The following is a 25,705-nucleotide window of genomic DNA, read 5'->3' on the forward strand; positions in this document are numbered from 1 at the left end:
ATTAAATATATAAAAAATGGGTAAAATAATCGGAATTGACTTAGGTACGACGAACTCTTGTGTTTCTGTAATGGAAGGTAACGAAGCAGTTGTTATCCCTAATGCAGAAGGAAAAAGAACTACTCCTTCTATTATCGCTTTTGTTGAAGGTGGAGAAATTAAAGTAGGTGATCCTGCAAAAAGACAAGCAGTAACGAATCCTACAAAAACGATTGCTTCTATTAAACGTTTTATGGGACACACTTTTGCTGAGACTACAAGCGAAGCAAAAAGAGTTTCTTACAAAGTAGTAAAAGGTGACAACAATACTCCACGTGTGGATATTGATGGTCGTTTATATACTGCTCAGGAATTGTCAGCAATGACTCTTCAAAAAATGAAAAAAACTGCTGAAGACTATTTAGGTCAAACTGTAACTGAAGCAGTTATTACTGTTCCTGCTTACTTTAACGATGCACAACGTCAAGCTACTAAAGAAGCTGGTGAAATTGCAGGTCTTAAAGTTATGCGTATCATCAATGAGCCAACTGCTGCTGCACTTGCTTACGGATTAGATAAAAAAGGAACTGATCAAAAAATTGCTGTTTACGATTTAGGTGGAGGTACTTTTGATATCTCTGTTCTTGAATTAGGAGACGGTGTATTTGAAGTATTATCTACAAATGGTGATACTCACTTAGGTGGTGATGATTTTGACCACGAAATCATTGACTGGTTGGCTAATGAATTTTTAGCTGAAGAAGGTATTGATTTACGTTTGGATCCAATGTCATTGCAACGTTTGAAAGAAGCTGCAGAGAAAGCAAAAATTGAATTGTCTTCTTCTTCAGAAACTGAAATCAACTTGCCATACGTTACAGCTACGGCTTCAGGACCAAAACACTTAGTTAAAAAATTATCTAGAGCTAAATTTGAGCAATTAACTGATTCATTAGTTAAACGTTCTATGGAGCCAGTTGCTAAAGCGTTAAAAGATGCAGGTTTATCTACATCTGATATCGACGAAGTAATCCTTGTTGGAGGTTCTACTCGTATGCCAAGAATCGCTGACGAAGTTGAGAAATTCTTTGGTAAAAAAGCATCTAAAGGAGTTAATCCTGATGAGGTTGTTGCTATTGGTGCAGCTATTCAAGGTGGAGTTTTATCTGGAGATGTAAAAGATGTATTGTTACTTGACGTTACACCTTTATCTTTAGGTATCGAAACTATGGGTGGTGTATTGACTAAATTAATCGAGTCTAACACAACTATTCCAACTAAAAAATCTCAAGTATTCTCTACTGCTGCTGATTCTCAACCATCTGTTGAAATTCACGTATTACAAGGAGAAAGAGCTATGGCTGCTGATAACAAAACTATCGGTCGTTTCCACTTAGATGGTATTCCACCAGCACCAAGAGGAGTTCCTCAAATCGAGGTTACTTTTGATATTGATGCGAATGGTATCATCAAAGTTTCTGCAACTGATAAAGGAACAGGAAAATCTCACGATATCCGTATCGAAGCTTCTTCTGGATTAACAGCTGAAGAAATCGAAAAAATGAAAAAAGATGCTGAAGCTAACGCTGATGCTGATAAAATAGCTAAAGAAAGAGCTGAGAAATTAAACGAAGCTGACAGCATGATTTTCCAAACAGAAAGTCAATTGAAAGAGTTAGGAAGCAAATTAGCTGACGACCACAAAGTTGCTGTAGAGTACGCTTTAACTGAATTGAGAATGGCTCACCAATCTCAAGACATTCCAGCTATTCAAACGGCTCTTGACAACATCAATGCAGCTTGGAAAACAGCTACAGAAGCTATGTACGCTCAAGGTGAACAAGGTCAACAAGCAGCTCCACAACAAGAGCAATCGCAAGGAGACAATGTTGAAGACGTTGAATTCGAAGAAGTAAAATAATTCTTCTTTAAATAATAATGAAAACCGGGTCAGAAATGACTCGGTTTTTTTTTGGTTTATGTTGTGGGAATGTGTTTCGCGATTATTTGTTTTTTTATGAGATAGTTTAAAAAAAATTATAGGAGAAAAGCGTCACAGTGCGTCTCTACAGCGATGACTGCTACAAAATGACAATTGTCATTTCCTGTTCGGAAACTTTTTTGTAATATTACTATGTAAATCATTTTTGAATGAGAAAGATAAAATACAAGAAAGGCAGAAAGTTGCAGCATACAAGTCTGGAGTACACAGGCACACATAAAGATCATGAAACAGAAATGCAGCTTTTTGTTTATAATGATGCTGATATTGTCGAATATGAGAAGTTTACAGTTTTAGCTATAAATTCCTGTTTTGATTATACTAAAAATAATTGGTTGAATATTCACGGATTAAATGACATCAGTCTTATTAAAACAATAGGGGATCATTTTAAAGTAGACGATTTTTTGCTGGCTGATATTTTAAATACCACCAAAAGAACCAAACTAGAGGAACAAAAAGATGTTTTGTTTTTTAATATAAAATCTTTGTTACCTTCAGAATACTCAGATGGCCTTAAGGTAGAACAGCTCAGTTTTATTTTAAAAGATGGAATTTTGATTTCTTTTCAGGAAAAAAGAAGTGACTTCTTTACACATATACGCGAACGTTTGCGCACTCATGCTGGAATTGTAAGATCCAAAAAGGTAGATTATCTCCTTTATTTATTGCTTGATGCTGTAATGGAAAACTTTTACATTACGATCGAAGATGAAGAAGATAATATTGAAGAGCTTATCGATTTAACTAAAAAAGGAGCAGATCCAATTATTTTGGAAAGAATTGAAAATCATCGTGATAACTTTAATTTTTTAAAACGTTCCATCGTTCCCCTTCGAGATTCGCTTTATTATTTGAAAACCATTAAAGATGATGATGAAAATAATGGTCTAATTCAAAAAGAAACATTTAACTTTTTTATTCGACTGCATCAAAAAAGTTTAGAACTTTTGGAGCAGATTGAGTCTGACATGAGCTCATTGGAAAGTGCTTCCAATTTTTATTTTTCGGAACAGAGCCGAAAAATGAATGAGATTATGAAAACCCTGACCATTATTTCGGCCATATTTATTCCACTTACCTTTATTGTTGGGGTATACGGAATGAATTTCGAATATATGCCCGAACTGAAAGAGAGAAACGGTTATTTTATTGTGATGGGAGCCATGTTTGCATTGGTAATAGGTTTGATTATTTATTTCAAAAAAAGACGCTGGTTTTAACGTTTATTTCTCTGTTTAAAATACGATTATATACGACATTTGTTTAGTTTAAAATATAAATTATGAGTAAAGCAATATATATAGCCACAAGCGATCAGAATAGCGGAAAATCAATTGTAACACTTGGTTTGATGAGTATTTTGATTGGTAAAACGGCTAAAGTGGGGTATTTCAGGCCCATAGTTGAGGATTTTGTTGACGGAGAGTTAGACAATCATATCGAGACTGTGCTGTCACATTTTAATCTTGATATTAAATTTGAAGATGCCTTTGCGATCACCAAAAGCAAATTAATTAAGAAGAAAAACAAAGGAAAAATAGGAGAGGTTCTGGATCTCATTATTGAAAAATATAAAAAACTCGAAGAGCGTTTTGATTTTGTTTTGGTAGAAGGAACAAGTTTTACCGGAGAAGGAACTTCAATCGAACTGGATTTGAATGTTTTAATTGCTAAGAACCTTGGGATTCCTACCATTATTATCGGATCGGGAGTAGGTAAAACTCTGGAAGAATTAGTAGACAGTCTGTATTTGGTTTATGATTCCTTTAAAGTAAAAGAAGTTGAGGTATTATCTGTCATTGCTAATAAAGTACAGCCTGAAAATATCGAATTGGTGACGCAGGGATTGCAAAAAAGTTTACCGGCAAATGTACTCATCAACACCATCCCGCTGATTTCAAGTTTGAATAATCCAACAATGCAGGAAATTGTCAACCAGCTTGATGCCAAAGTATTGTTCGGAGGCGCTTACTTAAATAATGAAATTGGACATTTTAGCGTTGGAGCAATGCAATTGCACAACTATCTGGTTCATTTGCATGATAATGCATTGGTGATTACGCCAGGAGACCGTTCAGATATTATTTTAGGAGCCTTGCAAGCCAATGAATCGGCCAATTATCCAACGATATCTGGAATTATTCTAACGGGAAATATCGTTCCGGAAGAAAGCATTCTCAAACTTATTGAAGGACTTTCCGCCATTGTACCAATTATTGCGGTTGATGGAGGAACTTACGGTATCACCAACAAAATTGGATCAATCAGATCAGAGATTTACGCAAATAATACGAATAAAATAGAAACTTCGATCAGTACGTTCGAAAAGTATGTTGCCATGGACGAACTGTCTGAAAGATTAATCACTTTTGAAGCAGAAGGAATGACTCCTAAGATGTTTCAGTACAACATGGTAAAAAGAGCCAGACAGCATAGAAAACACATAGTTTTGCCGGAAGGAAATGATGATAGAATCATCATTGCAGCCTCAAGATTACTCGCTATGGATGTGGTTGACATTACTATCATCGGCGATAAAAAACAGATTGAAAGTAAAGTTAATGAACTCGGAATTACACTGGATTTTTCAAAAATTACCGTCATCAATCCAATAGAGTCGGAACTTTACGAGGACTATGCGAACACCTATTATGAACTCCGAAAAGCCAAGAATGTAAGTATTACGATGGCAAGAGATTTAATGGAAGACGTTTCGTATTTTGGTACTATGATGGTGTATAAAGGCCAGGCTGACGGAATGGTTTCAGGTGCTGCACATACTACGCAACACACCATTTTGCCGGCTTTGCAATTCATTAAAACCAAACCTAATTCATCGGTAGTTTCGTCTGTGTTTTTTATGTGTTTAGAAGACAGAGTTTCGGTTTTTGGAGACTGTGCCATCAATCCAAATCCAACAGCGGAACAATTAGCGGAAATTGCGATTTCGTCGGCAGAATCAAGTTCAGCTTTCGGAATTGAACCTAAAATCGCAATGCTTTCTTATTCATCAGGAGCATCAGGAAAAGGAGATGAGGTAGATAAAGTAAGAGCTGCAACCGAAATTGTAAAGCAAAAACGTCCCGATCTAAAAATTGAAGGACCAATTCAGTATGATGCCGCTGTCGATCGTGCTGTTGGAAAAAGCAAAATGCCGGATTCTGAAGTAGCAGGGCAGGCGAGTGTTCTAATTTTCCCGGATTTAAATACAGGAAATAATACCTATAAGGCAGTACAGCGTGAAACCGGAGCTTTGGCTATCGGTCCGATGTTACAGGGATTGAACAAACCGGTAAACGATTTAAGCCGTGGTTGTACCGTTGATGATATCATCAATACCGTTGTAATTACGGCCATTCAGGCTCAAGGACTTTAATTAATTATTAATTATTAATTAGTAATTATGAATTATGCGTTTTGCAGTATGAGGTACTCAAAAAATCCGTTTTATCAGCGTAAAAAAATAATCGTTTTAGCGTTAGGTTGTACAACTTGAAACCTGAAACTTGAAACAAAAAAAAACTCAGAGACTTAGTCTCTTAGCAACTTAAAGAAAATGAAAATACTAATAATAAACTCAGGAAGTTCATCAATCAAATATCAATTAATGGTCATGCCAACCAACGAAGTAATTTGTACTGGTATGATTGACAGAATTGGATTAGAAACTTCAAATGTGATCTTTAAAACAGCAACCAGTACAATCGAAGAAACGTTTCCGATTGCCAATCATAAAGTTGGTTTGCAAAAAGTAGCCAATATGCTTTTAGATGCCGAAAAAGGAGTGATTAAATCGACTTCCGAAATTGGGGCAGTAGGTCATCGAGTGGTACATGGAGGAAGTGCTTTTAGTGATACTGTAAAGATTGACGAAAAGGTGAAATTAAAAATCAAAGAACTTTTTGAATTGGCGCCACTGCATAATCCTGCTAATTTAGAAGGAATTAATGTTGCTGAAGAGATTTTTAGTTCAGCAGAGCAAATTGCAGTTTTTGATACCGCTTTTCATCAAACAATGCCTGAGTTGGCTTATAAATATGCCATCCCAAATTACCTTTTAACAGAACACAAAGTACGAGTTTATGGTTTTCACGGAACCAGTCACAAATATGTTTCTGAAAAAGCGATTGGTCAATTAGAAAAAAATGCTAAAATAATCACTATTCACCTTGGAAACGGGTGCAGTATGACCGCTATTAAAGACGGAAAGAGCATTGATCATACCATGGGATTCTCTCCTTCAAACGGTCTTATAATGGGAACCCGTGCCGGAGATATTGATCAATCCGTTATTTTTTATATGGTTAAAAATCTTGGGTATTCGGCAGATGAAGTAAATTCGATTTTACTGAAACAAAGCGGTATGCTTGGGCTTACGGGTTACAGTGATTTGCGCGATATTGAAGCAGAAGCCGAAAAAGGAAATAAGGATTGTATACTCGCATTGCAAATGAATGCCTATCGAATCAAAAAAACGATTGGTTCGTATGCAGCAGCTTTAAACGGGTTGGATGCGATTGTGTTTACCGCTGGAATCGGTGAGAACTCCTCTTATATACGTAAACTGGTTTGTACCGATATGGATTATTTCGGAATTGAACTGGATGATGAAAAAAATCAGATTCGTTCTAAAGAAATTAGAGAGATCAGTACACCAAATTCAAGAGCAAAAGTTTTGGTGGTACCAACGGATGAAGAATATGAAATTGCCAATCAGGTTTATCAGCTACTTCAGAGTTAAAACTAACCTATATAATAAAGGAAGCTTCTCATTTGGGAAGCTTTTTTTATGCTTTCAGATTAAATATTTGTCTGTATCTTTGGCTATAAATCATACTATTTTGAAATCGATACTTCTTAAAGCTATATTTTTCTTTTTCATTGCTTTTCAAATCCAGGCACAAGAATTACTTCCTTTCGTAGAAAATTACAATAAATCAGACTATCAGGGCGACAATCAAATTTGGAATGTTGTTCAGGGAAATGATGCTGCAATGTATTTCGCGAATAATCATTATTTATTGCGTTATGACGGTGTAATCTGGGAAAAGTATACCCTGCCCAATAAAACAATTATCCGTTCGATCATGATCGAAGGAGATAAGATCTATTCAGGTTCTTATAAAGAATTTGGTTATTGGTATCGAAAAGACGGAAAGATGCACTATGTTTCGATCACCAAGAAACTGCGTTTGTTTGATGAAAAAGATAATGAAGAGATCTGGAAAATCTTTAAGTTTAAGGGGTCTGTTTATTTCCAGTCTTTTAATGATGTTTTTATTTATAATGGAAAACACATTCAGAAAATCAAATTTCCTTTTTTGATATCCTATTGTTTCGTAGTCGATAATAATGTGTATGTTGCTTCAGTTGAAAAAGGTCTTTTCCACATGAACGGCTCGAGGATTGCCAATCCTAAAGGCTGGAACGTTTTAAAAAAGACGGTAGTTCACGCTATCGAAAAGTACAAAAATGAAACATTTATTTTTACGCAGAAAAAAGGAATTTATATTGTAGAAAAGGGCGGTTTAAGACCCTGGAACAATCCATTAAACGAAGTTTTAAAATCGGCAACTATTAATGTAGCAAAGTTCATTAAAGGAAACAAACTGGTGGTAGGAACCGGAAACAGAGGTGTTTTTATTTACGACTTTCACACCGATACCTATAAAAACATCAATCGGAATAATGTCTTAATGAACAACTCGGTTTTAAGCATTGGTTTTGACAAAGAGAACGATTTATGGCTTGGTTTGGATAATGGTATCACACATGTTGAAATTAATTCTCCAATTTCATTCTTTTATGATAATTCAGGTTTACTGGGTTCTGTTTATTCCGTTGCCGCTATCGATAAAGGTTATTTGATTGCTTCAAACCATGGTGTTTTCGAATTTGTTTCCGGCAAGTTTAAGATGTTGCCCAATACACAGGGACAGGCTTGGAATATTACTAAAATTGGCACAAAATATATTATTGGCCATAATGATGGAACTTTTTGTTATGAAAATGGATCATTAACCCGAATTAATACCAGAAGTGGTGGATGGAATTTAACGAAAAGCAGCATTAATAACACTTATTTTCAGTCTACGTACAGTGGTGTTGTAGTTTATGATGATATTTCGAAACCTACCAAGAATAAAGTTATCAACGACCTTTCAAAGCCTATAAAATATGTTGCTCAAAATCAAAAGAATGAAATCTGGGCAGCCGACAATTATCGTGGATTGTATCGCGTATTGTATGATGATGATTATAAGACCAAAAAAGTCGAGAATATTACACAGCAGAGTAAAATTAAGAATGATTTTGGCGTAAAGATCTTTGAGTTTAGAAATGAAATTCTTTTCCTCATCAATAGTGTGTGGTACACCTACAATTCAATTAGCGCCAGTCTGGAAGAAAACGAACTGTTCAATTCTAATTTTAAGAAGATAAGCGATGTCGTTTCGATTGATGAAGATCACTTTGTTGTGCTTCAGGATGGAATTCTATATCATATTTATGCAAAAGGAAATAAATTTATCTGGAACATCATTCAGGAGAAATATTATAAAGGCACACTGATCAATGATAATTTGAGGATATTTAAAACTCAAAATCATTATTTACTTAATCTTGATGATGGATTTATTTCGCTTCAGCTTACTTATGAAAACAAGCAAAACTCTAATGTTAAGATAGAAGGTTTTAATGATGGAAATCTTATAGCAAACGATTCTAAAATCAAATACAACACCGAGATAAAAATAAATGTAATTTCAGGAATTTACGGTGCAAGTAAGCCTAATTTATTCTACAAAATCAATAAAGGCAATGATTTTTTACCAATTTCTGACGGTTTAATTGTACTGAACAATTTAAGCAGCGGTAATCATGCTATTGTGGTTTACAAGCACGATGGGGCGAGCTACGAAAAAGTAGCAGATTTTGATTTCAAAGTGGCAGAGCCCTGGTATTTTTCATTCTGGATGATTTTGCTGTACCTGCTGGTAGCAGGAGGTATTTTGTTTTTTTATTACAAATGGAATAAGCTGCGCTACATGCAAAAACTGAAATTACAGGCCGAAGAGTTAAAACATCAGCGTGAAATTCTGGAAATGGAATTAAAAGCAGAGAATGAACTGAATCTACAGGAATACGAAAAACACATTCTGGAATTGGAACTGCAAACAAAATCTTCTGAAGTTGCAGGAAAATCATTGTCAATTGCCAAGCAAAGTGAAATGATCGATAACATTCAGAACATTCTGAACTCAGAAAAAGACTTTAATAAACTTAAGAGTGAAATCAAAAAGGCAATTAAGATCAATGAGGTAAATAAACACGAATGGGAAATTTTTGAAACCAATCTGAACCAGATTCACAATGAGTTTATTATTAACCTTTCTAAAAAATATCCAAACTTGACTCCAAAAGATATAAAACTGTGTATTTATCTTAAAATGAATCTTTCCTCAAAAGAAATTGCACCTATGATGAACATCTCTTTTAGGGGTGTCGAACTGCATAGATATCGTCTAAGAAAGAAGTTGGGGCTCACACAGGATGAAAACCTCTCAAAATTTTTATTAAGTCTGTAAGATTGGGATTAGTTTTTTAAATATCTTATATTTTTCTACTTCTTTTATTGTATAATTCTAATACATCATTACTACATCATAACGTTATGTTAATAAAATAAAATTAACATTTAATTTATTGATAACCATTTACTTGTGTCCATTTTTTAACATAATGATGTAGCTGTGTTGTAGTGGTATTTGATGTACTACAACGTTGTAATTGTTTAATTTGGCACTACTAACTTAAACGATTACGAACTGTATGAAAAATTTTATTTTTAGCTTTTTAGCGCTTTTGCTATTGCCAGCATATATGTCTGGACAAGCAATTAAAGGAAAAGTAGTAGACAGTAGTGGAATGGGAGTTCCCGGAGCAATTATCTCTGCTTCGAGTACTAAAGCTTCTACTGATGCTGATTTCGACGGAAATTTTACCATAAATGCCAAAGTGGGAGAGATATTAAAAATCTCAATGTTGGGCTTTCAAGCTGTTTCTGTGACAGCAACATCTGCACCAATGACTATTACCTTAAAAGAGTCAGATGATACGGTTCTGAAAGATGTAGTAGTAATTGGATACGGAACCCGAAAAAAAATTGATAATACTTCAGCCATTACTTCATTAAAGGCAGAAGATGTTACAAGAACAAAGGTATTAAATGCTTCTCAGGCTATTCAGGGTAAAGCTGCTGGGGTTCAGGTAACTTCTTCAGATGCTCCTGGAAGTACTCCTTCTGTGGTTATTAGAGGTTTAGGTACTGCATTAGGAGGAAGAAATCCTTTATATATTGTTGATGGTATGCCAACAGAGAACATCAATAATATCAATACAAATGATATTACATCGTATGAAATTCTTAAAGACGCTTCATCTCTTGCTATTTATGGTACCAGAGCTGCAAATGGGGTTATCATTATTACTACTAAGAAAGGTAAAGGAGATAAAATCTCTGTAGAAGTAGAAAGTTTTGGGGGTGTTAGAACGCCACTTAAGAAAGTAAAAATGGCAGATGCTAATCAATACGCAAGCTATTCTAATGCTTCTTTAGGAACAAACAGATTCTCTACAAACCAACCTGTTAATACAAATTGGTTTGATGAAATTACAAGAACAGGTACTTATACTCAAAACAATATCTCTATTTCTGGAGCTTCAGAAAATGTGAAATACTTTTTTAGTGCAGGTAACTATCAGGAAAAAGCGATTCTTAATGGCCTAGATTACAGCCGTACAAGTTTTAGAAATAATAACGAATTTAAACTTTCTAAAAAAATCACTTTAAATCAGAATTTTAGCTTTACATCGGCTAATTCTACACCAAAGCCATTAAGCGCATTTACAAATGCATACAAGCAATCACCAATTGTTCCTGTTCGCTTTGCAAATGGTCAGTACGGTGCGCCTTTTGCAGATGCAAGTGGAGTTGCAAGCCCAAAAGGTACTTCATTTAACAATGTTGGTAATCCTGTTTCACAATTAGATTTTTACAACGAACAGCAAAGAAGTATTACACTTCAGGGTGGATTGAAATTGGATTATGAAATCTTAGAAGGTTTAAAGTTTACTTCGCAATTTAATGGTGAATACTATACCTGGAAAAATTATAATTTCGAGGATAGTAAAAATGTTTGGTTAGCAGCTAATCCAACTCGTAAAGACGGAGATTATTCAAGTACCGATCCTATCAATCTACTGACTAGAGGTAGAGAGCAGTATTTTAACTGGAACTTGTCTAACTATTTGACTTATAATAAAGTATTTGCTAAAATTCATGACGTTGAATTAACAGCAGGTATTGAAACTTCTGTAAAGGGTTCAAGAGAAAAATTAGTAATTACTAGAAAAAATGTAAGTCCTGATTCTAACTATTGGTCTCTTTATAATGCAAAAGATGCAAAAGGTGTAGACTATTCCGGTACTGTTACAAATTTACAAGATATTGTATTTAACGAAAGTAAGTTAGCTTCTTATTTTGGACGTTTCCAATACAAATTAATGGACAGATACTTAGTAACTGGAACTATTAGACGTGATGGATCTTCAAATTTTGCAAAAGATTACCGTTGGGGAACTTTCCCATCTGTAGGTCTTGGATGGATTATGACTAAAGAAAGTTTCTTATCGGATGTTAAAGGAGTTAATTTAATCAAATTAAGAGGTAGCTGGGGTAAATTGGGTAACCAAAATGTGCCATTAAACAGTCAGAGTTATAATTCCGGATTAAACAGTTATTTAGGTGGCTCAATTTTAAATGAAGGTACAAGTATTACTTCTCAAATTGACCCTACTTTAACATGGGAAATTACAGAAGAGTCCTCTGGAGGTGTAGATTTCGAATTTTTAGACAGCAGATTAAAAGGATCGTTTGATGTTTATAACAAAAATACAGATAACGTAATTTTATATGTAAAACCTTACCCAACTTCTGGAATTACAACGGCTTCTCCATCTCACGTAGGTGAAGTTTCAAATAAAGGTTATGAAATTTCTTTGCGTTGGGATGATAAAATCACTGAGGATTTAAGTTATTGGGTTGGAGGTAACTTCTCACACAACAAAAATGAGCTTACAAGCTTAAAAGATGTTTCATTATCTCAGGTTGTTGGAGGTAATTTAGGAAATGGTCAAGATACTAAATTGTTATACAACAACTCAGTTGGCCAACCATTAGGTAGTTTTTATCTTTATGAGTATGCAGGTGTAGATCCGGCAAATGGAAACATGCTTTATTATAATGCTGCAGGGGCTAAAGTGACTCAGGATGCATTATCTGCAACAGCTGATAAAAAATATGTAGGTTCAATTTTACCAAAAGCGAATTATGGAATTTCTTTAGGATTGGTTTACAAAAATATTGATTTCTCTGTTGATGGATATGGAACCGGTGGAGCAAAAGTGTACAATGGTAAAAAAGCACAGCGTTTTGGAGGTGAAAACATCGAAGCTTCTATGACAAATGATTATTGGACACCAACAAATACAACATCGTCAAATCCAAGACCATTTAATACTGTTCCTGTTGCTTCAACTTATTATATGGAATCTGCAGATTTCTTTAGAATCAACAACATCACGGTAGGATACAAATTACCTCTTAAAGGCGATCAATTTATTAGTTCTTGCAGAATTTATCTTAATGCAATCAACCCGTTTATTACACAGAAATTTTCTGGTTTCTCTCCTGAGTTAAATGCAGATGGAGACCCTTACAAACTTCAGGGAGTTGAGTTGGATGCTTACCCAACATTAAGATCATTTGTAATTGGTGCTAATTTAAAATTTTAATATTATGAAAAAGATATATATATCAATCTTCGTGTTATCGGCATTTACTTTTACGGGATGTGCTGATGATTACCTGGATGTTAAACAAACTGAGACTATTTCTACAGATGATACTGAGTTATTTAACAATGACAGTGGCGCAAAATCGTTTGTTGTTTCGATCTACAGTAAATTTTTAGATTGGGACATGAGTTCATTCGGATGGGTTGGATTAGCAAGTATTACATCTGACGATGCAGATAAAGGCTCAACTCCAAGTGATACAGGTACAGATAAAGATGTTTTAGATGCCTTAACTTACAATGCATCAAATCCATCTGCTGAAAGTACGTTTAATGCTAATTATGATGGAATCAACAGATGTAACCAAGCATTAGCAATTCTTCCTAAATTGGATAAAGCTGATCCTGCATTAAGAGAAAGATTAATGGCAGAAGCAAAATTTTTAAGAGCTTTCATGTACTTTACTTTAGTAAAATGTTATGGAGGTGTGCCAATTGTAGATCGCATATCTAAGATTCCATTATCTGCAGAAGATAAAGCAATGCAGTTAACTCGTAAAAGTACTGCTGATGTTTATGCTTTTATTGAAAAAGATTTGACTGAAGCTGCAGCAGTGTTACCAAATAAATCGCAATATGCAGCAGATGAAAAAGCAAGAGCTTCAAAAGGAGCGGCATACGCTTTATTGGCAAAAGTAAACTTGTATCAAAAGAAATGGCAGAAAGTAATAGACAATTGTAATTTGGTTACAGGTTATGCTATTTCTCCTGATTATGCTAAAATGTTCAGATTAGAAGGAGAAAATGACGGAGAATCTATTTTTGAAATTAATGGTGTTGGTTCTGTACCTGCCCGTGGAATTCAGGGATATTCTAATACTCAAGGTGTTCGTGATGCATGGGGATGGGGTTTCAATCAGCCTTCTCAAAGTTTAGTAAATGCTTATGAAGTCGGAGATGTTAGAAAAAACGCAACAATTATTTTTAGAGGCACAACTTTATATGATGGAAGAGTGATTCCTGTGATAAGTGAAGACGATCCGAATCCAAGATATAATTTTAAAGCCTATTCTTCTGCCTATACAAGTGCATGGGAAACAGATGCTAATATTAAATATTTAAGATATGCTGAAGTATTATTAATGAAAGCTGAGGCTCTAAATGAATTAGGTCAGACTTCAGAAGCAATTCCGTTGATAAACATAATCAGACACAGAGCAGGTTTAGGTGATACTCCGGCAACTTCACAGGCGGCGGTTAGAACTGCCATTTGGAAAGAAAGAAGAGTTGAATTAGCTTTTGAATTTGATAGATTCTTTGACTTAGTTAGAACTGGTCAGGCCAAAGATGCTTTTGCAGCTGATAAGAGCGCAGCTTTCCCTAATGGAAAAGTATTTACAGTAGGTAAAAACGAATTGTTTCCAATTCCGTCATCATTCCTTTTGGTAGCTGAAGGAATGTCTTCTCAAAATCCTGGCTATAATTAATATTCTTATTATCACTTCCTTCCAGTTTCTGGGAGGAAGTGATTACTTACTACAATCTCAAAAAAAAAAAAATGATTAGAATTTCAGTTTTACTATTAGCTTTTACTTTTTTGGGCTGTAATGCACAAGAAAAGAAACAAACAGAAGAAGTGTCATCATCTGTAGTAAAATTAACAGACGATCAGCTTTTAGCGACAGTTCAAAAAGAGACATTTAAATATTTTTGGGATTATGCTGAGCCTAACTCAGGATTAGCAAGAGAGCGTTACCATCCGGATGGAAATTATCCTGAAAACGATGCACATATTGTAACTACAGGAGGTTCCGGTTTTGGATTGATGGCTATAGTATCCGGAATGTCGCAAGGATATGTAACCAAAGAAAAAGGAGTTGAAAGATTGAATAAAATTGCTGACTTTTTAGGCAAAGCAGATCGTTTTCACGGAGCATGGTCACACTGGATAGACGGAAATACAGGAAAAGTAAAACCTTTTGGAACCAAGGATAATGGTGGAGATTTAGTCGAAACATCATTTTTGGTTGCAGGAATGATTACCGTTCGCGAATATCTAAAAGACGGTTCTGAGAAAGAGAGAGCAGTAGCTCTAAAATATGATGCACTTTGGAAAGGAGTAGACTGGCAATGGTACACCAACAATAAAAATGTGTTGTACTGGCACTGGTCACCAACTTACGATTGGCAAATGAATTTTCCACTTGAAGGCTATAACGAATGTTTGATTACTTACGTGATGGCAGCTTCTTCACCAACACATGCAATAGAGGCAAAAGCATATCATGAAGGCTGGGCGCGAAATGGCAGAATTGTTTCTTCAAAAACAAAATATAACATTCCTTTAATTCTAAAACACAACGGTGCTGAAGAATTTGGTGGACCATTGTTTTGGGCGCATTACTCTTATGTTGGACTTGATCCGAACCAATTAACAGATAAGTATGCGAACTACTGGAACCTAAATGTCAATCAGGTAAAAATTGATTACCAATATTGCATTGAAAACCCGGGGAAGTTTAAAGGCTATGGACCTGATTATTGGGGATTAACTGCATCTTATTCCAGAAATCCTGACGGATCTATAGGTTACGATGCACACATGCCAAGTAATGACAAAGGAGTAATCTCACCAACAGCTGCAATTAGTTCGATCGTGTACACGCCAAAAGAATCAATGGCTGTAATTAGAAATTTATACGAAAATCATAAAAAAGAAACCTTTGGAAACGCAGGGTTTTATGATGCAGTTAGCTTGCAGAATAAATGGATAGCAAAACGTTATTTAGCCATCGATCAGGGACCTGAAGTAGTAATGATCGAAAACTACCGTACAGGTTTGTTGTGGAAATTATTCATGAATGCTCCCGAAGTAAAACAAGGTTTAACAAAGCTGGGTTTTAAATCTGGAAAATACGGATTCTAACAGTAGTTCTAATGAAATATAAGCTGGCACTATTAATACTGTTGTTTTCTATAACAGGTTTTTCACAAAGTGAAATAGTTGGAAAGATAAAAACGGTAGTGGTAATGAATTATGAATTGGGCTATGCCTTACATAAACCTGTCAATACAAAAGAGAAAAAACCTCTGATCGTTTTTATCTCAGGTGATGGAGAAAAAGGGACAGATATTGGAAAGGTAAAAATTCACGGACCGTTAAAATATCTGAAAGCACATACTCTAGATGCTTATGTATTAGCTCCCCAATGTAAAGAAGATGAAAAGTGGAGTATTGAGTCGATTTATGAATTGATTTTAAAAATTCAAAAAGAAAACAAAATAGACCCTGATCGCATCTATGTTACAGGACTGAGCTCTGGAGGCTGGGCAGCATGGAATTTAGCACTTTCCTATCCGGATAAGTTTGCAGCATTAGTGCCAATTTCAGGTTTTGTGGATCTAATTGAGTTAGAAAATGCGTGTAAAATTGCCGCTATTCCAACCCGAATTTACCACGGATTGTTAGATGATATAGTAAAAGTCGATCACGCTGTAGCTGTTTACAAAGAATTGAAAAAATGCAATGCCAAAGACGTTCAGCTAACCATTTTTGATGATGCGGGTCATGATAGCTGGTCAAGAGTTTATGACAATCCTGAAATTTACAACTGGATGTTTAAACAGTTCAAAACGAATACGAACAAATAAAAAGATTAAATGAAAACGCTTTGATTCCAAACAATAAATGGAAGGAGAAAAGGTGGTTTCATTTTCCAAAAACAAATATTTAATACACATGAAAAACAAATTAGTCTTACTATTTTTAGGATGTGCTATTCTCGGATATGCCCAGAAGAAGAACACTAAGAATACAGTAAAAATTAAACCGAAATCAGAGTTTGTAGCAGAGTTATTGTCAAAGATGACACTGGACGAAAAATTAGGTCAGCTTAATTTACCAACTTCTGGGGATATAACAACAGGACAGGCAAACAGTTCTGATGTGGCGAAAAAAATTGCTGAAGGTAAAGTTGGAGGTTTATTCAATATTAAATCGGTTCAAAAAATTAGAGAAGTACAAAGAATTGCGGTTGAAAAAAGCCGTTTGAAAATTCCATTGATTTTTGGAATGGACGTGATTCATGGTTACGAAACTACCTTCCCAATTCCATTAGGATTATCTTGTACCTGGGACATGAACCTTATCGAAAGAAGTGCTCAGATCGCGGCTCAGGAAGCAAGCGCTGACGGGATTAACTGGACATTCTCTCCAATGGTTGACGTTTCTCGTGACCCCCGTTGGGGAAGAGTTTCTGAAGGTTCAGGAGAAGATCCGTATTTAGGAAGTCAGATTGCAAAAGCAATGGTAAACGGTTATCAGCAACACGATCTTTCAAAAAATAATTCGATTATGGCATGTGTAAAACACTTCGCTTTATACGGAGCACCTGAATCGGGTCGTGATTATAATACCGTTGATATGAGTCATATCCGAATGTTCAACGACTATTTTCCTCCATACAAAGCCGCTGTTGATGCAGGAGTAGGTTCTGTGATGGCTTCTTTCAATGAGATTGATGGAATTCCTGCAACAGGGAATAAATGGCTAATGACAGATGTTTTAAGAAAACAATGGGGCTTTAAAGGTTTCGTAGTAACTGATTTTACCGGAATCCCTGAAATGATCGAACACGGAATGGGAGATTTACAGGCAGTTTCGGCTTTGTCGTTAAACGCTGGTGTCGAAATGGACATGGTAGGTGAAGGTTTCTTAGGGACTTTAAAAAAATCATTAGACGAGAAAAAAGTAACCATCGAGACCATCGATAATGCAGTTAAACTTATTTTAGAAGCAAAATACGATTTAGGTTTATTTAGTGATCCTTATAAATATTGTGATGCCAACAGAGCAAAAACTGAAATATTTACAGCAAGCAGTAGAAAAGAAGCACGTTCGACAGCAGCACAATCATTGGTTTTGTTGAAAAATCAAAATCAATTGTTACCGCTTAAAAAATCAGGTACAATTGCTTTAATCGGACCTTTGGCAGATGCAAAAGAAAACATGCCGGGAACCTGGAGTGTGGCTACAAGAATGGAAAATGCAATCTCACTTTTAGCAGGAATAAAAGAAGTGGCGGGAGCTTCTACAAAAGTATTATATGCTAAAGGAAGCAACTTAGATTACGATGAAGATTTTGAAACTAAAGCAACCATGTTTGGCAAAACCTTACACCGTGATGCTCGTTCAAAAGAAGAATTGATGGCAGAAGCTTTAAAAATAGCGAATCAGTCAGACGTAATTGTTGCAGCACTAGGAGAATCTGCTGAAATGAGCGGAGAATCAAGCAGTCGTACAAACTTAGAGATTCCACAAGCGCAAAAAGATTTGTTAAATGCCTTATTAAAAACAGGTAAACCTGTTGTTTTAGTATTATTTGACGGCCGTCCATTAGTCATAAAAGAAGAAAATGAAACTGTTCCGGCTATTTTAAATGTTTGGTTTGCTGGTACCGAAGCAGGTTATGCTATTGCCGACGTTTTGTTTGGAGATGTAAACCCTTCAGGAAAATTAACGTCAACTTTTCCAAGAAGTGTTGGTCAGTTGCCAATTTATTATGCACACAAAAATACAGGAAGACCGCTTGTTAACAAAGAAGGTAAATTCGAAAAATTCAGATCAAACTATATTGACGAAAGAAACGAACCTTTATTTCCATTTGGTTTTGGTCTAAGCTATACCACTTTTGATTATTCAAACCTGAAAATTTCATCTGATAAAATGAATTCAAACGGAAAGTTAAAAGTAACAGTAGATGTTGCCAACACCGGAAACTATGATGGAAAAGAAACAGTACAGTTGTACATTAGAGATCTGGTTGGATCTGTAACAAGACCGGTTAGAGAGCTAAAAAATTTCCAAAAAATAAGCCTTAAAAAAGGGGAGAAACAAATGGTGACTTTCGAGATCACAGTTGAAGATTTAAAATTTTATAATTCTGACCTACAATTTGTAGCAGAACCTGGGCAGTTTGATGTTTTCGTAGGTGGAAATTCAGATGCCGATAAGAAAGTTAGCTTTGAGTTAACCAATTAGTTGGTTTATTGATTAGTTATTAGCCCTTCGTGTTTGGTTTGCGAAGGGCTTTTTTGTAAAAAGGAATTGTTTAAACTTAATAAATTTAAAATCAATGAATACTACTAGAGCACTTCGTGTATCATTTTTTTTGACAGTAACAATTATATTTCAGTCCTGCTGTGTAAAGGAAAATGCAATAGTGGCACATCGCGGAGCATGGAAAAAAAACAATCTTCCTGAAAATTCTATAGCAGCTCTGCGACATGCAATCGACTTAAAACTTGCCGGTTCAGAATTTGACGTCTGGAGAACTGCAGACGATTCGCTTGTAATCAATCACGATGCACATTATAATAAATTGCTCATTGAGGAAACGAATTATACTGATTTGATAAAGTTCAAACTTTCAAACGGGGAGAAACTTCCAACCTTGTACGAGTATATTGCTGAAGGTAGGAGAGATAATAAACGCACACTTTTGGTTTGTGAAATAAAACCTTCCGAAATAAGTAAAGAAAGAGGAAAAAAGACGGCGTTGATGACGGTTGAAATAATCAAAAAGCTTAAGGCACAGAAAATAACCTCCTACATCAGTTTTGATTATGAAATTCTTAAACAAATCCGACAAGTAGATCCGGTTACCTCGCTGCAATATCTGGAAGGAAATAAAACGCCTAAAGAAGTACAATCAGATAACATTTCGGGGATTGATTACCATTATTCTGTTTTTCAAAAACATCCTGAATGGATAAAAGAAGCCAAAGAGAATAAGATCACGCTAAACGTCTGGACAGTTAATGACCCTCAGGTAATGGACTGGATTATTGAAAATAATTTTGATTACATCACTACCAATGAACCTGAATTGTTAAAGCAGCGAATCGAAAAGAAAAAATAGACTAATGAAACCTACCATCTGGACACAAATTTAGTGAATTTGCAGAAATTAGTGATAATTAGTGCAATTCGTGTTACTTTTTATACTTGTGTTCACACGTTAACTTTTGAAACTGTATTTTCTGTAACAGAGAAAATCTTTTATATAAAAATCATAATATGAAAAAAAAATATTTAGTAGCAGTTCTGCTGATGCTTGTTGGTTTAAGCAACGGAACATTGGCACAAAATACTAAAATCCCGGGCAAGACGGAATGGTTTGACCCTAATAAAAAAGCCTCAACTTACTGTAATCCGATTAATATTGGATACAATTACACCACCGAAAATCACAATGGTATTCCGGAATCCCGACGTTCGAGTGCCGATCCTGTAATTATCACATTCAAAGGCGAATACTATTTGTTTGCCACCAATCAGGCGGGGTATTTTTGGAGCAAAGATATGTCAGATTGGAAGTTTGTGTACGGTAGTTTTCAGCGCCGTCCTGCCGATGATGACCAATGTGCTCCAGCTGCATGGGTAGTAAACGATACCTTATTTTATGTGGGATCGACCTGGAAGAGAGATCATCCCATTTGGAAAACTGCCGATCCAAAATCAGGTCAGTGGTTGCGACATGTAGACAAAGCCATGCTGCCAACCTGGGATCCTGCTATTTTTCAGGATGATGATAAAAAAGTATACATGTACTATGGTTCAAGTGGAAAATTACCTCTTGTGGGCGTAGAAGTAGATTACAATACCTGGCTACCAAAAGGTGATCAGGCGGCCTATGAAAAACTCTATAAAGCCACCGAAGTTGAAGACATTCAGCGTGCTTATGGCGAGATAAAAGAAGTAGTGGGTTTAGATCCTGCCAATCACGGTTGGGAACGTTTTGGACCTAATAACGATATGGAACCGGCACCTTGGGGGAATTTTATAGAAGGAGCCTGGATGACTAAACACAATAGTAAATATTACATGCAGTACGGAGCTCCCGCTACTGAATTTAAAGGTTATGCCAATGGCGTTCATGTTGGAAACAGTCCGCTGGGACCTTTTACCTATCAAAAGCACAACCCAATGTCTTATAAACCGGGAGGCTTTGTGATTGGTGCAGGACACGGAAATACTTTTGCAGATAATTACGGTAATTATTGGAATACAGGAACTTGTAAAATCTCTATCAAAGATCGTTTTGAGCGTCGTATAGACATGTTTCCTGCGGGTTTTGATAAAGATGACGTAATGTATTCGATCACCTCTTACGGAGATTTCCCGATCGTTCTTCCAACCAAAAAACGCAATCAGGAAAAAGGAGCTCTCTCCGGCTGGATGTTGCTTTCGTATAAAAAGCCGGTGACCGTTTCTTCTTCAGAAGAATGTATGGAAGTTGAAACCCACAGAATGGATAATGGAGGAAAAAAAGTATACGAGAAGTTTTGCTATGGATCTGTGAATTTAACCGATGAAAATATTCAAACCTACTGGTCTGCAAAAACAGCGAATGCGGGAGAGTGGTTGCAGTTGGATTTAGGCAGACAAATGCAAATTAATGCACTACAAATCAATTATGCAGATCATAAAGCAACACAATTCAACAAAGCGATGGACATTTATTATCAGTATAAAATTTTTATGTCTGATGATGCTGTAAACTGGAAATTGGTAGTCGATAAATCTAAAAACGCGAAGGATGTTCCGCATGATTATGTAGAACTGAGCAAAGCAATTAAGGCCCGTTACATTAAAATGGTTAACGTTCATAATGCTTCCGGATTATTTGCTATTTCTGATTTCAGGGTTTTTGGAAACGGATTGGCAGAAAAGCCACAGCCGGTTATTGATTTTAAAGTAGACCGAAATCCAGCTGATTCCAGAAACGCTATGATCTCCTGGAAAAAACAAGAGAATGCTATTGGTTATAATATCTACTACGGGATTTCACCGGACAAATTGTATAACAGTATTATGGTCTATGACGAAAGCTCTTATGATTTTAGAGGGTTGGACAAAGGAACGACTTATTATTTTACAATTGAAGCCTTTAATGAAAATGGAATTGGTGCTAAAAATCAATTACAGGAAGTAAAATAATTCTAATTTTAACACCTTGGGTGTAATTCATTTTAACACATAGACATAGGTTCGGGATCTATAAAAAAACGTTCCACTTCATTGAAATAGTCATACTTCTTTTGTGTGAAAGAAATATTTTTTTGTAGTTTTTTTATATCTAAAATCTATGTTTCTGTGTGTTATTTCTTTTTTTGTTAAATTATCTCTAATGAGGTTATTTTTTTTTAAATCGTTAAATAAATACGATGGCAGTTCTAAAGAATTTTGTTCCTTTGTCTAACAACCAAAAATGCTATACCACCTATGAAAAAAACGATTCTTTTAACTGCTTTAGTTTTAAACGGATTGACGTCGTTTGCACAGTCAAATGAGGAAAAAAACATTAAATTATTTTATAAAAAAGCTCTGACCGAGTCTAAATGTTACACTTGGTTAGAATATTTGTCCAACGATATCGGAAGTCGTTTGTCAGGTTCTGCAAGTGCTGAAAAAGCAGTGCAGTATACCAAAAGACAACTAGAGACTCTTGGTCTTGATAAAGTTTACCTGCAGGAAGTAATGGTTCCGCATTGGGTTCGTGGTGAAAAAGAAACGGCTTATATTTTAGATAATAAAACGAAAACGGTAGTGCCAATTTGTGCTTTAGGAGGATCAGTTGCTACTGCTAAAACGGGCCTTACGGCTGAGGTAATCGAGGTAAAAGGAATTAAAGAATTGGCGGAATTAGGCGATAAAGTAAAAGGAAAGATTGTGTTTTACAACAGACCAATGGATCCTGAAAATATCGAAACTTTTAAATCTTACGGAGCCTGTGTAGATCAAAGATATGCCGGTGCAAAAGAAGCTGCAAAACTTGGAGCTGTTGGAACAATTGTGCGTTCAATGAATTTACGTTTGGATGATTTTCCTCATACAGGAGCTCAAAGTTATGGTGATTTATCAAAAGACCAGTATATTCCAACCGCTGCAATTAGTACCAACGGAGCAGAGTTGTTGAGCAAATCTTTGAAAGCGAACCCGTCTTTAAAGTTTTATTTCAAACAATCTTGCGAGACATTGCCAGACGTTTTATCCTATAACGTAATTGGAGAAATCACAGGAACAGAAAACCCGGGCAATATTATGGTTGTTGGCGGGCATTTGGATTCCTGGGATTTAGCGGATGGTTCGCATGACGACGGAGCAGGAGTAGTACAAAGTATGGAAGTGGTTCGAATTTTAAAAAACCTAAACTATAAACCTAAAAACACAATTCGCGTAGTGCTGTTCATGAATGAGGAAAATGGTGGAAAAGGAGGAGCTAAGTATGAAGAAGTTTCGAAACAAAAGAATGAGAACCATATTTTTGCTTTAGAAAGCGATTCAGGAGGATTTAGCCCAAGAGGATTTTCGATTGAAGCTGATGATGCAAATTTCAAGAAAATAGCAGGATTTAAGGACCTTTTTGAGCCGTATTTGGTACATAGCTTCACGATTGGACACGCAGGGTCAGACATCAATCATTTAACATCTAAAGCAATTGTGAAAGCAGGTTTAAAACCGGACTCACAACGTTATTTTGATTATCATCATGCTGCAAACGATAAATTTGACGCAATTAACAAAAGAGAACTAGAGCTTGGAGCGGCAACAATGACAACTTTGATGTATTTAATGGATCAGGGCGGAATTGTTCTTCCAGCGGCGAACTAGACTTGTAAAATAAATTTCAAATCTCAAATTCCAAATTCCAATAAGATCAGTCTCGTTGGAATTTGGAATTTTTTTATTTGGAATTTGAAATTTGAAAGAATTTCTCAAAACGTAATCGTAAATTTAGCTCCCTCATTAGGTTTGCTTTCCAGACAAATGTGACCACCTAGATTTGTTATGTGATTGTAAACCAAATAGAGACCAATTCCATTGCTATCCTTATTCGAGCTGAATTTTTGATGCAATCCAAAAATTTTGTCTTTTACTTTTTCCATATCAAAGCCAATTCCGTTATCAGAAATAATCAATTGAGTAGTTCCGTTAACGCAGCAAGAATTAAAATGGATAACCGGTAAAAAACCAGGTTTGGAATATTTAATTGAATTGGTAATCAGATTCAGAAATATACTTTTTAGGGACGTTTTATTGAAGAGAACCGTCTCTGCCTCCGAAAAATCAATTATAAGCTCTGTTTTTGAATTTAGAATGAGCGAATTGATTGAAGATAAAACTTCTTTTAAAACAACTTCAAAATTCAAAATTTCTAACTGCTCGTCTTCCTCATTTTTTTTATCCAGAAGCGCGACATGATCAATTAGGGTTTTCTTTAAGCTTTGTGTAGAAGTTTCAATAATAGAGATTAGTTCGAGGGTTTCAGGATCTGTTATAGCAGAGGTGTCTAAAAGATCAAAAACAGCCAACAGATTATTTACAGGAGATCTTAAATCGTGAGCTGTTGTATAAGTAAGTTGTTTGAGCTCTTTACTTAGTTTGGTGAGTTCTGCTAAGTGAAGATTTCTTTCCTGTTCGAGCTCTTTTTTAAAGGTGATATTTTTAGCAACGGCATATACTAATCTGTCTTTGGCAACAGGAAAAGAACTCCATAAGAGCCATACAATATTACCATTTTTGGTTACATAACGATTTTCAAAATTATACAAACCAATATCCTGGGTAAGGTCTTTACGTGCATTTGCTGTAGTCATTTTATCGGCTTCAAAAACAAAATCGTTTATAGGGTGTGATAATAATTCTTCTTCAGTATACCCCAGTAGCTTAGACACAGCTGGGTTTATTCTTTTAAAATAACCGTCAAAACCGGCAATACACAATAAATCTGGTGAAGAGTCAAAAAAATCTTCGAACTGCGAAAAAAAATGCAGATTGTTTCTGGAAAATTTAGGTGCGCTATTAATCATAGTTAAAACCTAATTAGAAATTTGTTTTACTAAAATAACACTAAAAATTTACATTTATGATTTGTTTTTAACAATTTTAATGAATATTCGTTTAAAAACACTTTAATTCGTTGAAAAGTTATTAGGTCTGTAAAAGTGTAAGTTTTTGGAAACGAAATAGTTCTGTTTTCTTTTTCAAAGTGAACAAAAAAAGGATTTTAATAGGTGTCAATTACCGTTTTTAATAGGTCAGAATCAACCAAATCGGAGGGAGCAACTACTTTTTCGTCGAGAGGAACATTATTTCCGTATCTTTCCTTTAGTATTTTTTGTACTCTTGGATCGGTTAGATTAAAATCTTTTAACTGTCTCAATTTTGACAATTCAAGACTTGTCCCATTTTTATAAATTTTCCAGATCAGTTCAGAGCAATAGATTCGTGTATCAGTCCACTCGAAATAGGCATCGTATTCTTTTCCGTCAAATTGCTGGCTGTACACTTTCATTTTTTGAAGAATCACAGGAGTCAAAACCTGATCTGCATTTTTCAATCGTTTTACAAGGTACTTAGCGTCTTTTCCATGCTGAATCCATTCGTCAAAAGGAGTAAGTTTTATAGGCTGAACGGCTTCAAAAACAAACCATTTTCCGTCGATATCGTAAATAATGCCACAATGAGAGAATTTAGAGTTTGTTGCAATTCGTACCGCTTCACATTGAGGAGACTGAGAGGTTTGGAATATGAGGTCGCCATCTTTAATTTTATCCTGTAATGTCGTTTTTTCTTTCGTTTTAACGTGTGAAAAAGGATTGTTGGGAAAAACCTGCAGCGCGACAAACAAAGCACACCCAAAGCTAAGTAAGAACGTAATTCCTAGAAAGAGATATTTTGATTTTTTCATTTTGTTAATGTGAAATGTTAGATGTAAAATGTTAGATGTTAGATGTAAAATGTTAGATGTGAAATGTTAGATGTGAAATGTGATCTGTAAGATGTGAAACCTGAAACCTG

The 25,705-nt window shown here is 35.4% G+C and carries 15 protein-coding genes; 13 read left to right on the forward strand and 2 right to left on the reverse strand.

Annotated elements, in window-relative coordinates; translation table 11 throughout:
- Window positions 1–16 precede the first annotated feature (16 nt).
- The 13 genes from dnaK (at window position 17) to AC3IS6_RS14380 (ending at window position 23,515) form a co-directional block, all read left to right on the forward strand.
- Entirely contained in the window at window positions 17–1,900 is a 1,884-nt protein-coding gene (dnaK, locus tag AC3IS6_RS14320; protein ID WP_173966835.1) for a molecular chaperone DnaK, read from the forward strand.
- Window positions 1,901–2,130: 230 nt separating this feature from the next.
- Window positions 2,131–3,204 (forward strand): magnesium/cobalt transporter CorA, encoded by a 1,074-nt coding sequence (gene corA / locus AC3IS6_RS14325; RefSeq protein WP_263360525.1) that lies wholly within the window; start codon window positions 2,131–2,133, stop codon window positions 3,202–3,204.
- A 62-nt stretch (window positions 3,205–3,266) separates the two neighbouring features.
- The gene (gene pta / locus AC3IS6_RS14330; protein WP_489160294.1) at window positions 3,267–5,360 is read left to right on the forward strand and encodes a phosphate acetyltransferase; all 2,094 of its coding nucleotides are present in this window, start codon (window positions 3,267–3,269) and stop codon (window positions 5,358–5,360) included.
- Between the two features lie 180 nt (window positions 5,361–5,540).
- Window positions 5,541–6,725, forward strand: coding sequence for an acetate/propionate family kinase (locus tag AC3IS6_RS14335; RefSeq protein ID WP_489160296.1), 1,185 nt, complete (start codon window positions 5,541–5,543; stop codon window positions 6,723–6,725).
- A gap of 100 nt (window positions 6,726–6,825) precedes the next feature.
- Window positions 6,826–9,570 carry a helix-turn-helix and ligand-binding sensor domain-containing protein gene (locus tag AC3IS6_RS14340; RefSeq protein ID WP_489160298.1) on the forward strand — a complete coding sequence of 915 codons (2,745 nt, stop codon included), beginning with the start codon at window positions 6,826–6,828 and terminating at the stop codon, window positions 9,568–9,570.
- Between the two features lie 244 nt (window positions 9,571–9,814).
- The gene (locus tag AC3IS6_RS14345; protein WP_489160299.1) at window positions 9,815–12,838 is read left to right on the forward strand and encodes a SusC/RagA family TonB-linked outer membrane protein; all 3,024 of its coding nucleotides are present in this window, start codon (window positions 9,815–9,817) and stop codon (window positions 12,836–12,838) included.
- Between the two features lie 4 nt (window positions 12,839–12,842).
- The gene (locus AC3IS6_RS14350; protein ID WP_489160301.1) at window positions 12,843–14,327 is read left to right on the forward strand and encodes a RagB/SusD family nutrient uptake outer membrane protein; all 1,485 of its coding nucleotides are present in this window, start codon (window positions 12,843–12,845) and stop codon (window positions 14,325–14,327) included.
- 71 nt (window positions 14,328–14,398) lie between these two features.
- On the forward strand, window positions 14,399–15,766 hold the full coding sequence (locus tag AC3IS6_RS14355; protein ID WP_489160303.1) for a glucoamylase family protein: 1,368 nt from the start codon (window positions 14,399–14,401) through the stop codon (window positions 15,764–15,766).
- Window positions 15,767–15,777: 11 nt separating this feature from the next.
- Complete coding sequence (locus tag AC3IS6_RS14360; protein ID WP_489160305.1) at window positions 15,778–16,491, forward strand: carboxylesterase family protein; 714 nt, start codon at window positions 15,778–15,780, stop codon at window positions 16,489–16,491.
- 88 nt (window positions 16,492–16,579) lie between these two features.
- Window positions 16,580–18,880: a beta-glucosidase BglX gene (gene bglX, locus AC3IS6_RS14365; RefSeq protein WP_489160307.1), complete on the forward strand. Its 2,301-nt coding sequence runs from the start codon at window positions 16,580–16,582 to the stop codon at window positions 18,878–18,880.
- A 94-nt stretch (window positions 18,881–18,974) separates the two neighbouring features.
- Complete coding sequence (locus AC3IS6_RS14370; protein WP_489160309.1) at window positions 18,975–19,760, forward strand: glycerophosphodiester phosphodiesterase family protein; 786 nt, start codon at window positions 18,975–18,977, stop codon at window positions 19,758–19,760.
- Window positions 19,761–19,918: 158 nt separating this feature from the next.
- Entirely contained in the window at window positions 19,919–21,841 is a 1,923-nt protein-coding gene (locus AC3IS6_RS14375) for a discoidin domain-containing protein (protein WP_489160311.1), read from the forward strand.
- Between the two features lie 285 nt (window positions 21,842–22,126).
- A complete protein-coding gene (locus tag AC3IS6_RS14380; RefSeq protein ID WP_489160312.1) occupies window positions 22,127–23,515 on the forward strand; it encodes a M20/M25/M40 family metallo-hydrolase in 1,389 nt (462 codons plus the stop codon).
- Between the two features lie 104 nt (window positions 23,516–23,619).
- Here the strand turns inward: AC3IS6_RS14380 and AC3IS6_RS14385 are convergent, their stop codons facing one another.
- Entirely contained in the window at window positions 23,620–24,714 is a 1,095-nt protein-coding gene (locus AC3IS6_RS14385) for a PAS domain-containing sensor histidine kinase (RefSeq protein WP_489160314.1), read from the reverse strand.
- 197 nt (window positions 24,715–24,911) lie between these two features.
- The gene (locus AC3IS6_RS14390) at window positions 24,912–25,595 is read right to left on the reverse strand and encodes a YiiX family permuted papain-like enzyme (RefSeq protein ID WP_489160316.1); all 684 of its coding nucleotides are present in this window, start codon (window positions 25,593–25,595) and stop codon (window positions 24,912–24,914) included.
- Window positions 25,596–25,705: the final 110 nt, after the last annotated feature.

The sequence above is a fragment of the Flavobacterium sp. KH_035 genome, from assembly GCF_057839565.1.

Bases quoted from the DNA above. Each gene is read 5' to 3' on its own strand.
- dnaK (WP_173966835.1), top strand. From the start codon at position 17: ATGGGTAAAATAATCGGAATTGACTTAGGTACGACGAACTCTTGTGTT.
- corA (WP_263360525.1), top strand. From the start codon at position 2,131: ATGAGAAAGATAAAATACAAGAAAGGCAGAAAGTTGCAGCATACAAGT.
- pta (WP_489160294.1), top strand. From the start codon at position 3,267: ATGAGTAAAGCAATATATATAGCCACAAGCGATCAGAATAGCGGAAAA.
- AC3IS6_RS14335 (WP_489160296.1), top strand. From the start codon at position 5,541: ATGAAAATACTAATAATAAACTCAGGAAGTTCATCAATCAAATATCAA.
- AC3IS6_RS14345 (WP_489160299.1), top strand. From the start codon at position 9,815: ATGAAAAATTTTATTTTTAGCTTTTTAGCGCTTTTGCTATTGCCAGCA.
- AC3IS6_RS14350 (WP_489160301.1), top strand. From the start codon at position 12,843: ATGAAAAAGATATATATATCAATCTTCGTGTTATCGGCATTTACTTTT.
- AC3IS6_RS14355 (WP_489160303.1), top strand. From the start codon at position 14,399: ATGATTAGAATTTCAGTTTTACTATTAGCTTTTACTTTTTTGGGCTGT.
- AC3IS6_RS14360 (WP_489160305.1), top strand. From the start codon at position 15,778: ATGAAATATAAGCTGGCACTATTAATACTGTTGTTTTCTATAACAGGT.
- bglX (WP_489160307.1), top strand. From the start codon at position 16,580: ATGAAAAACAAATTAGTCTTACTATTTTTAGGATGTGCTATTCTCGGA.
- AC3IS6_RS14370 (WP_489160309.1), top strand. From the start codon at position 18,975: ATGAATACTACTAGAGCACTTCGTGTATCATTTTTTTTGACAGTAACA.
- AC3IS6_RS14375 (WP_489160311.1), top strand. From the start codon at position 19,919: ATGAAAAAAAAATATTTAGTAGCAGTTCTGCTGATGCTTGTTGGTTTA.
- AC3IS6_RS14380 (WP_489160312.1), top strand. From the start codon at position 22,127: ATGAAAAAAACGATTCTTTTAACTGCTTTAGTTTTAAACGGATTGACG.
- AC3IS6_RS14385 (WP_489160314.1), bottom strand. From the start codon at position 24,714: ATGATTAATAGCGCACCTAAATTTTCCAGAAACAATCTGCATTTTTTT.
- AC3IS6_RS14390 (WP_489160316.1), bottom strand. From the start codon at position 25,595: ATGAAAAAATCAAAATATCTCTTTCTAGGAATTACGTTCTTACTTAGC.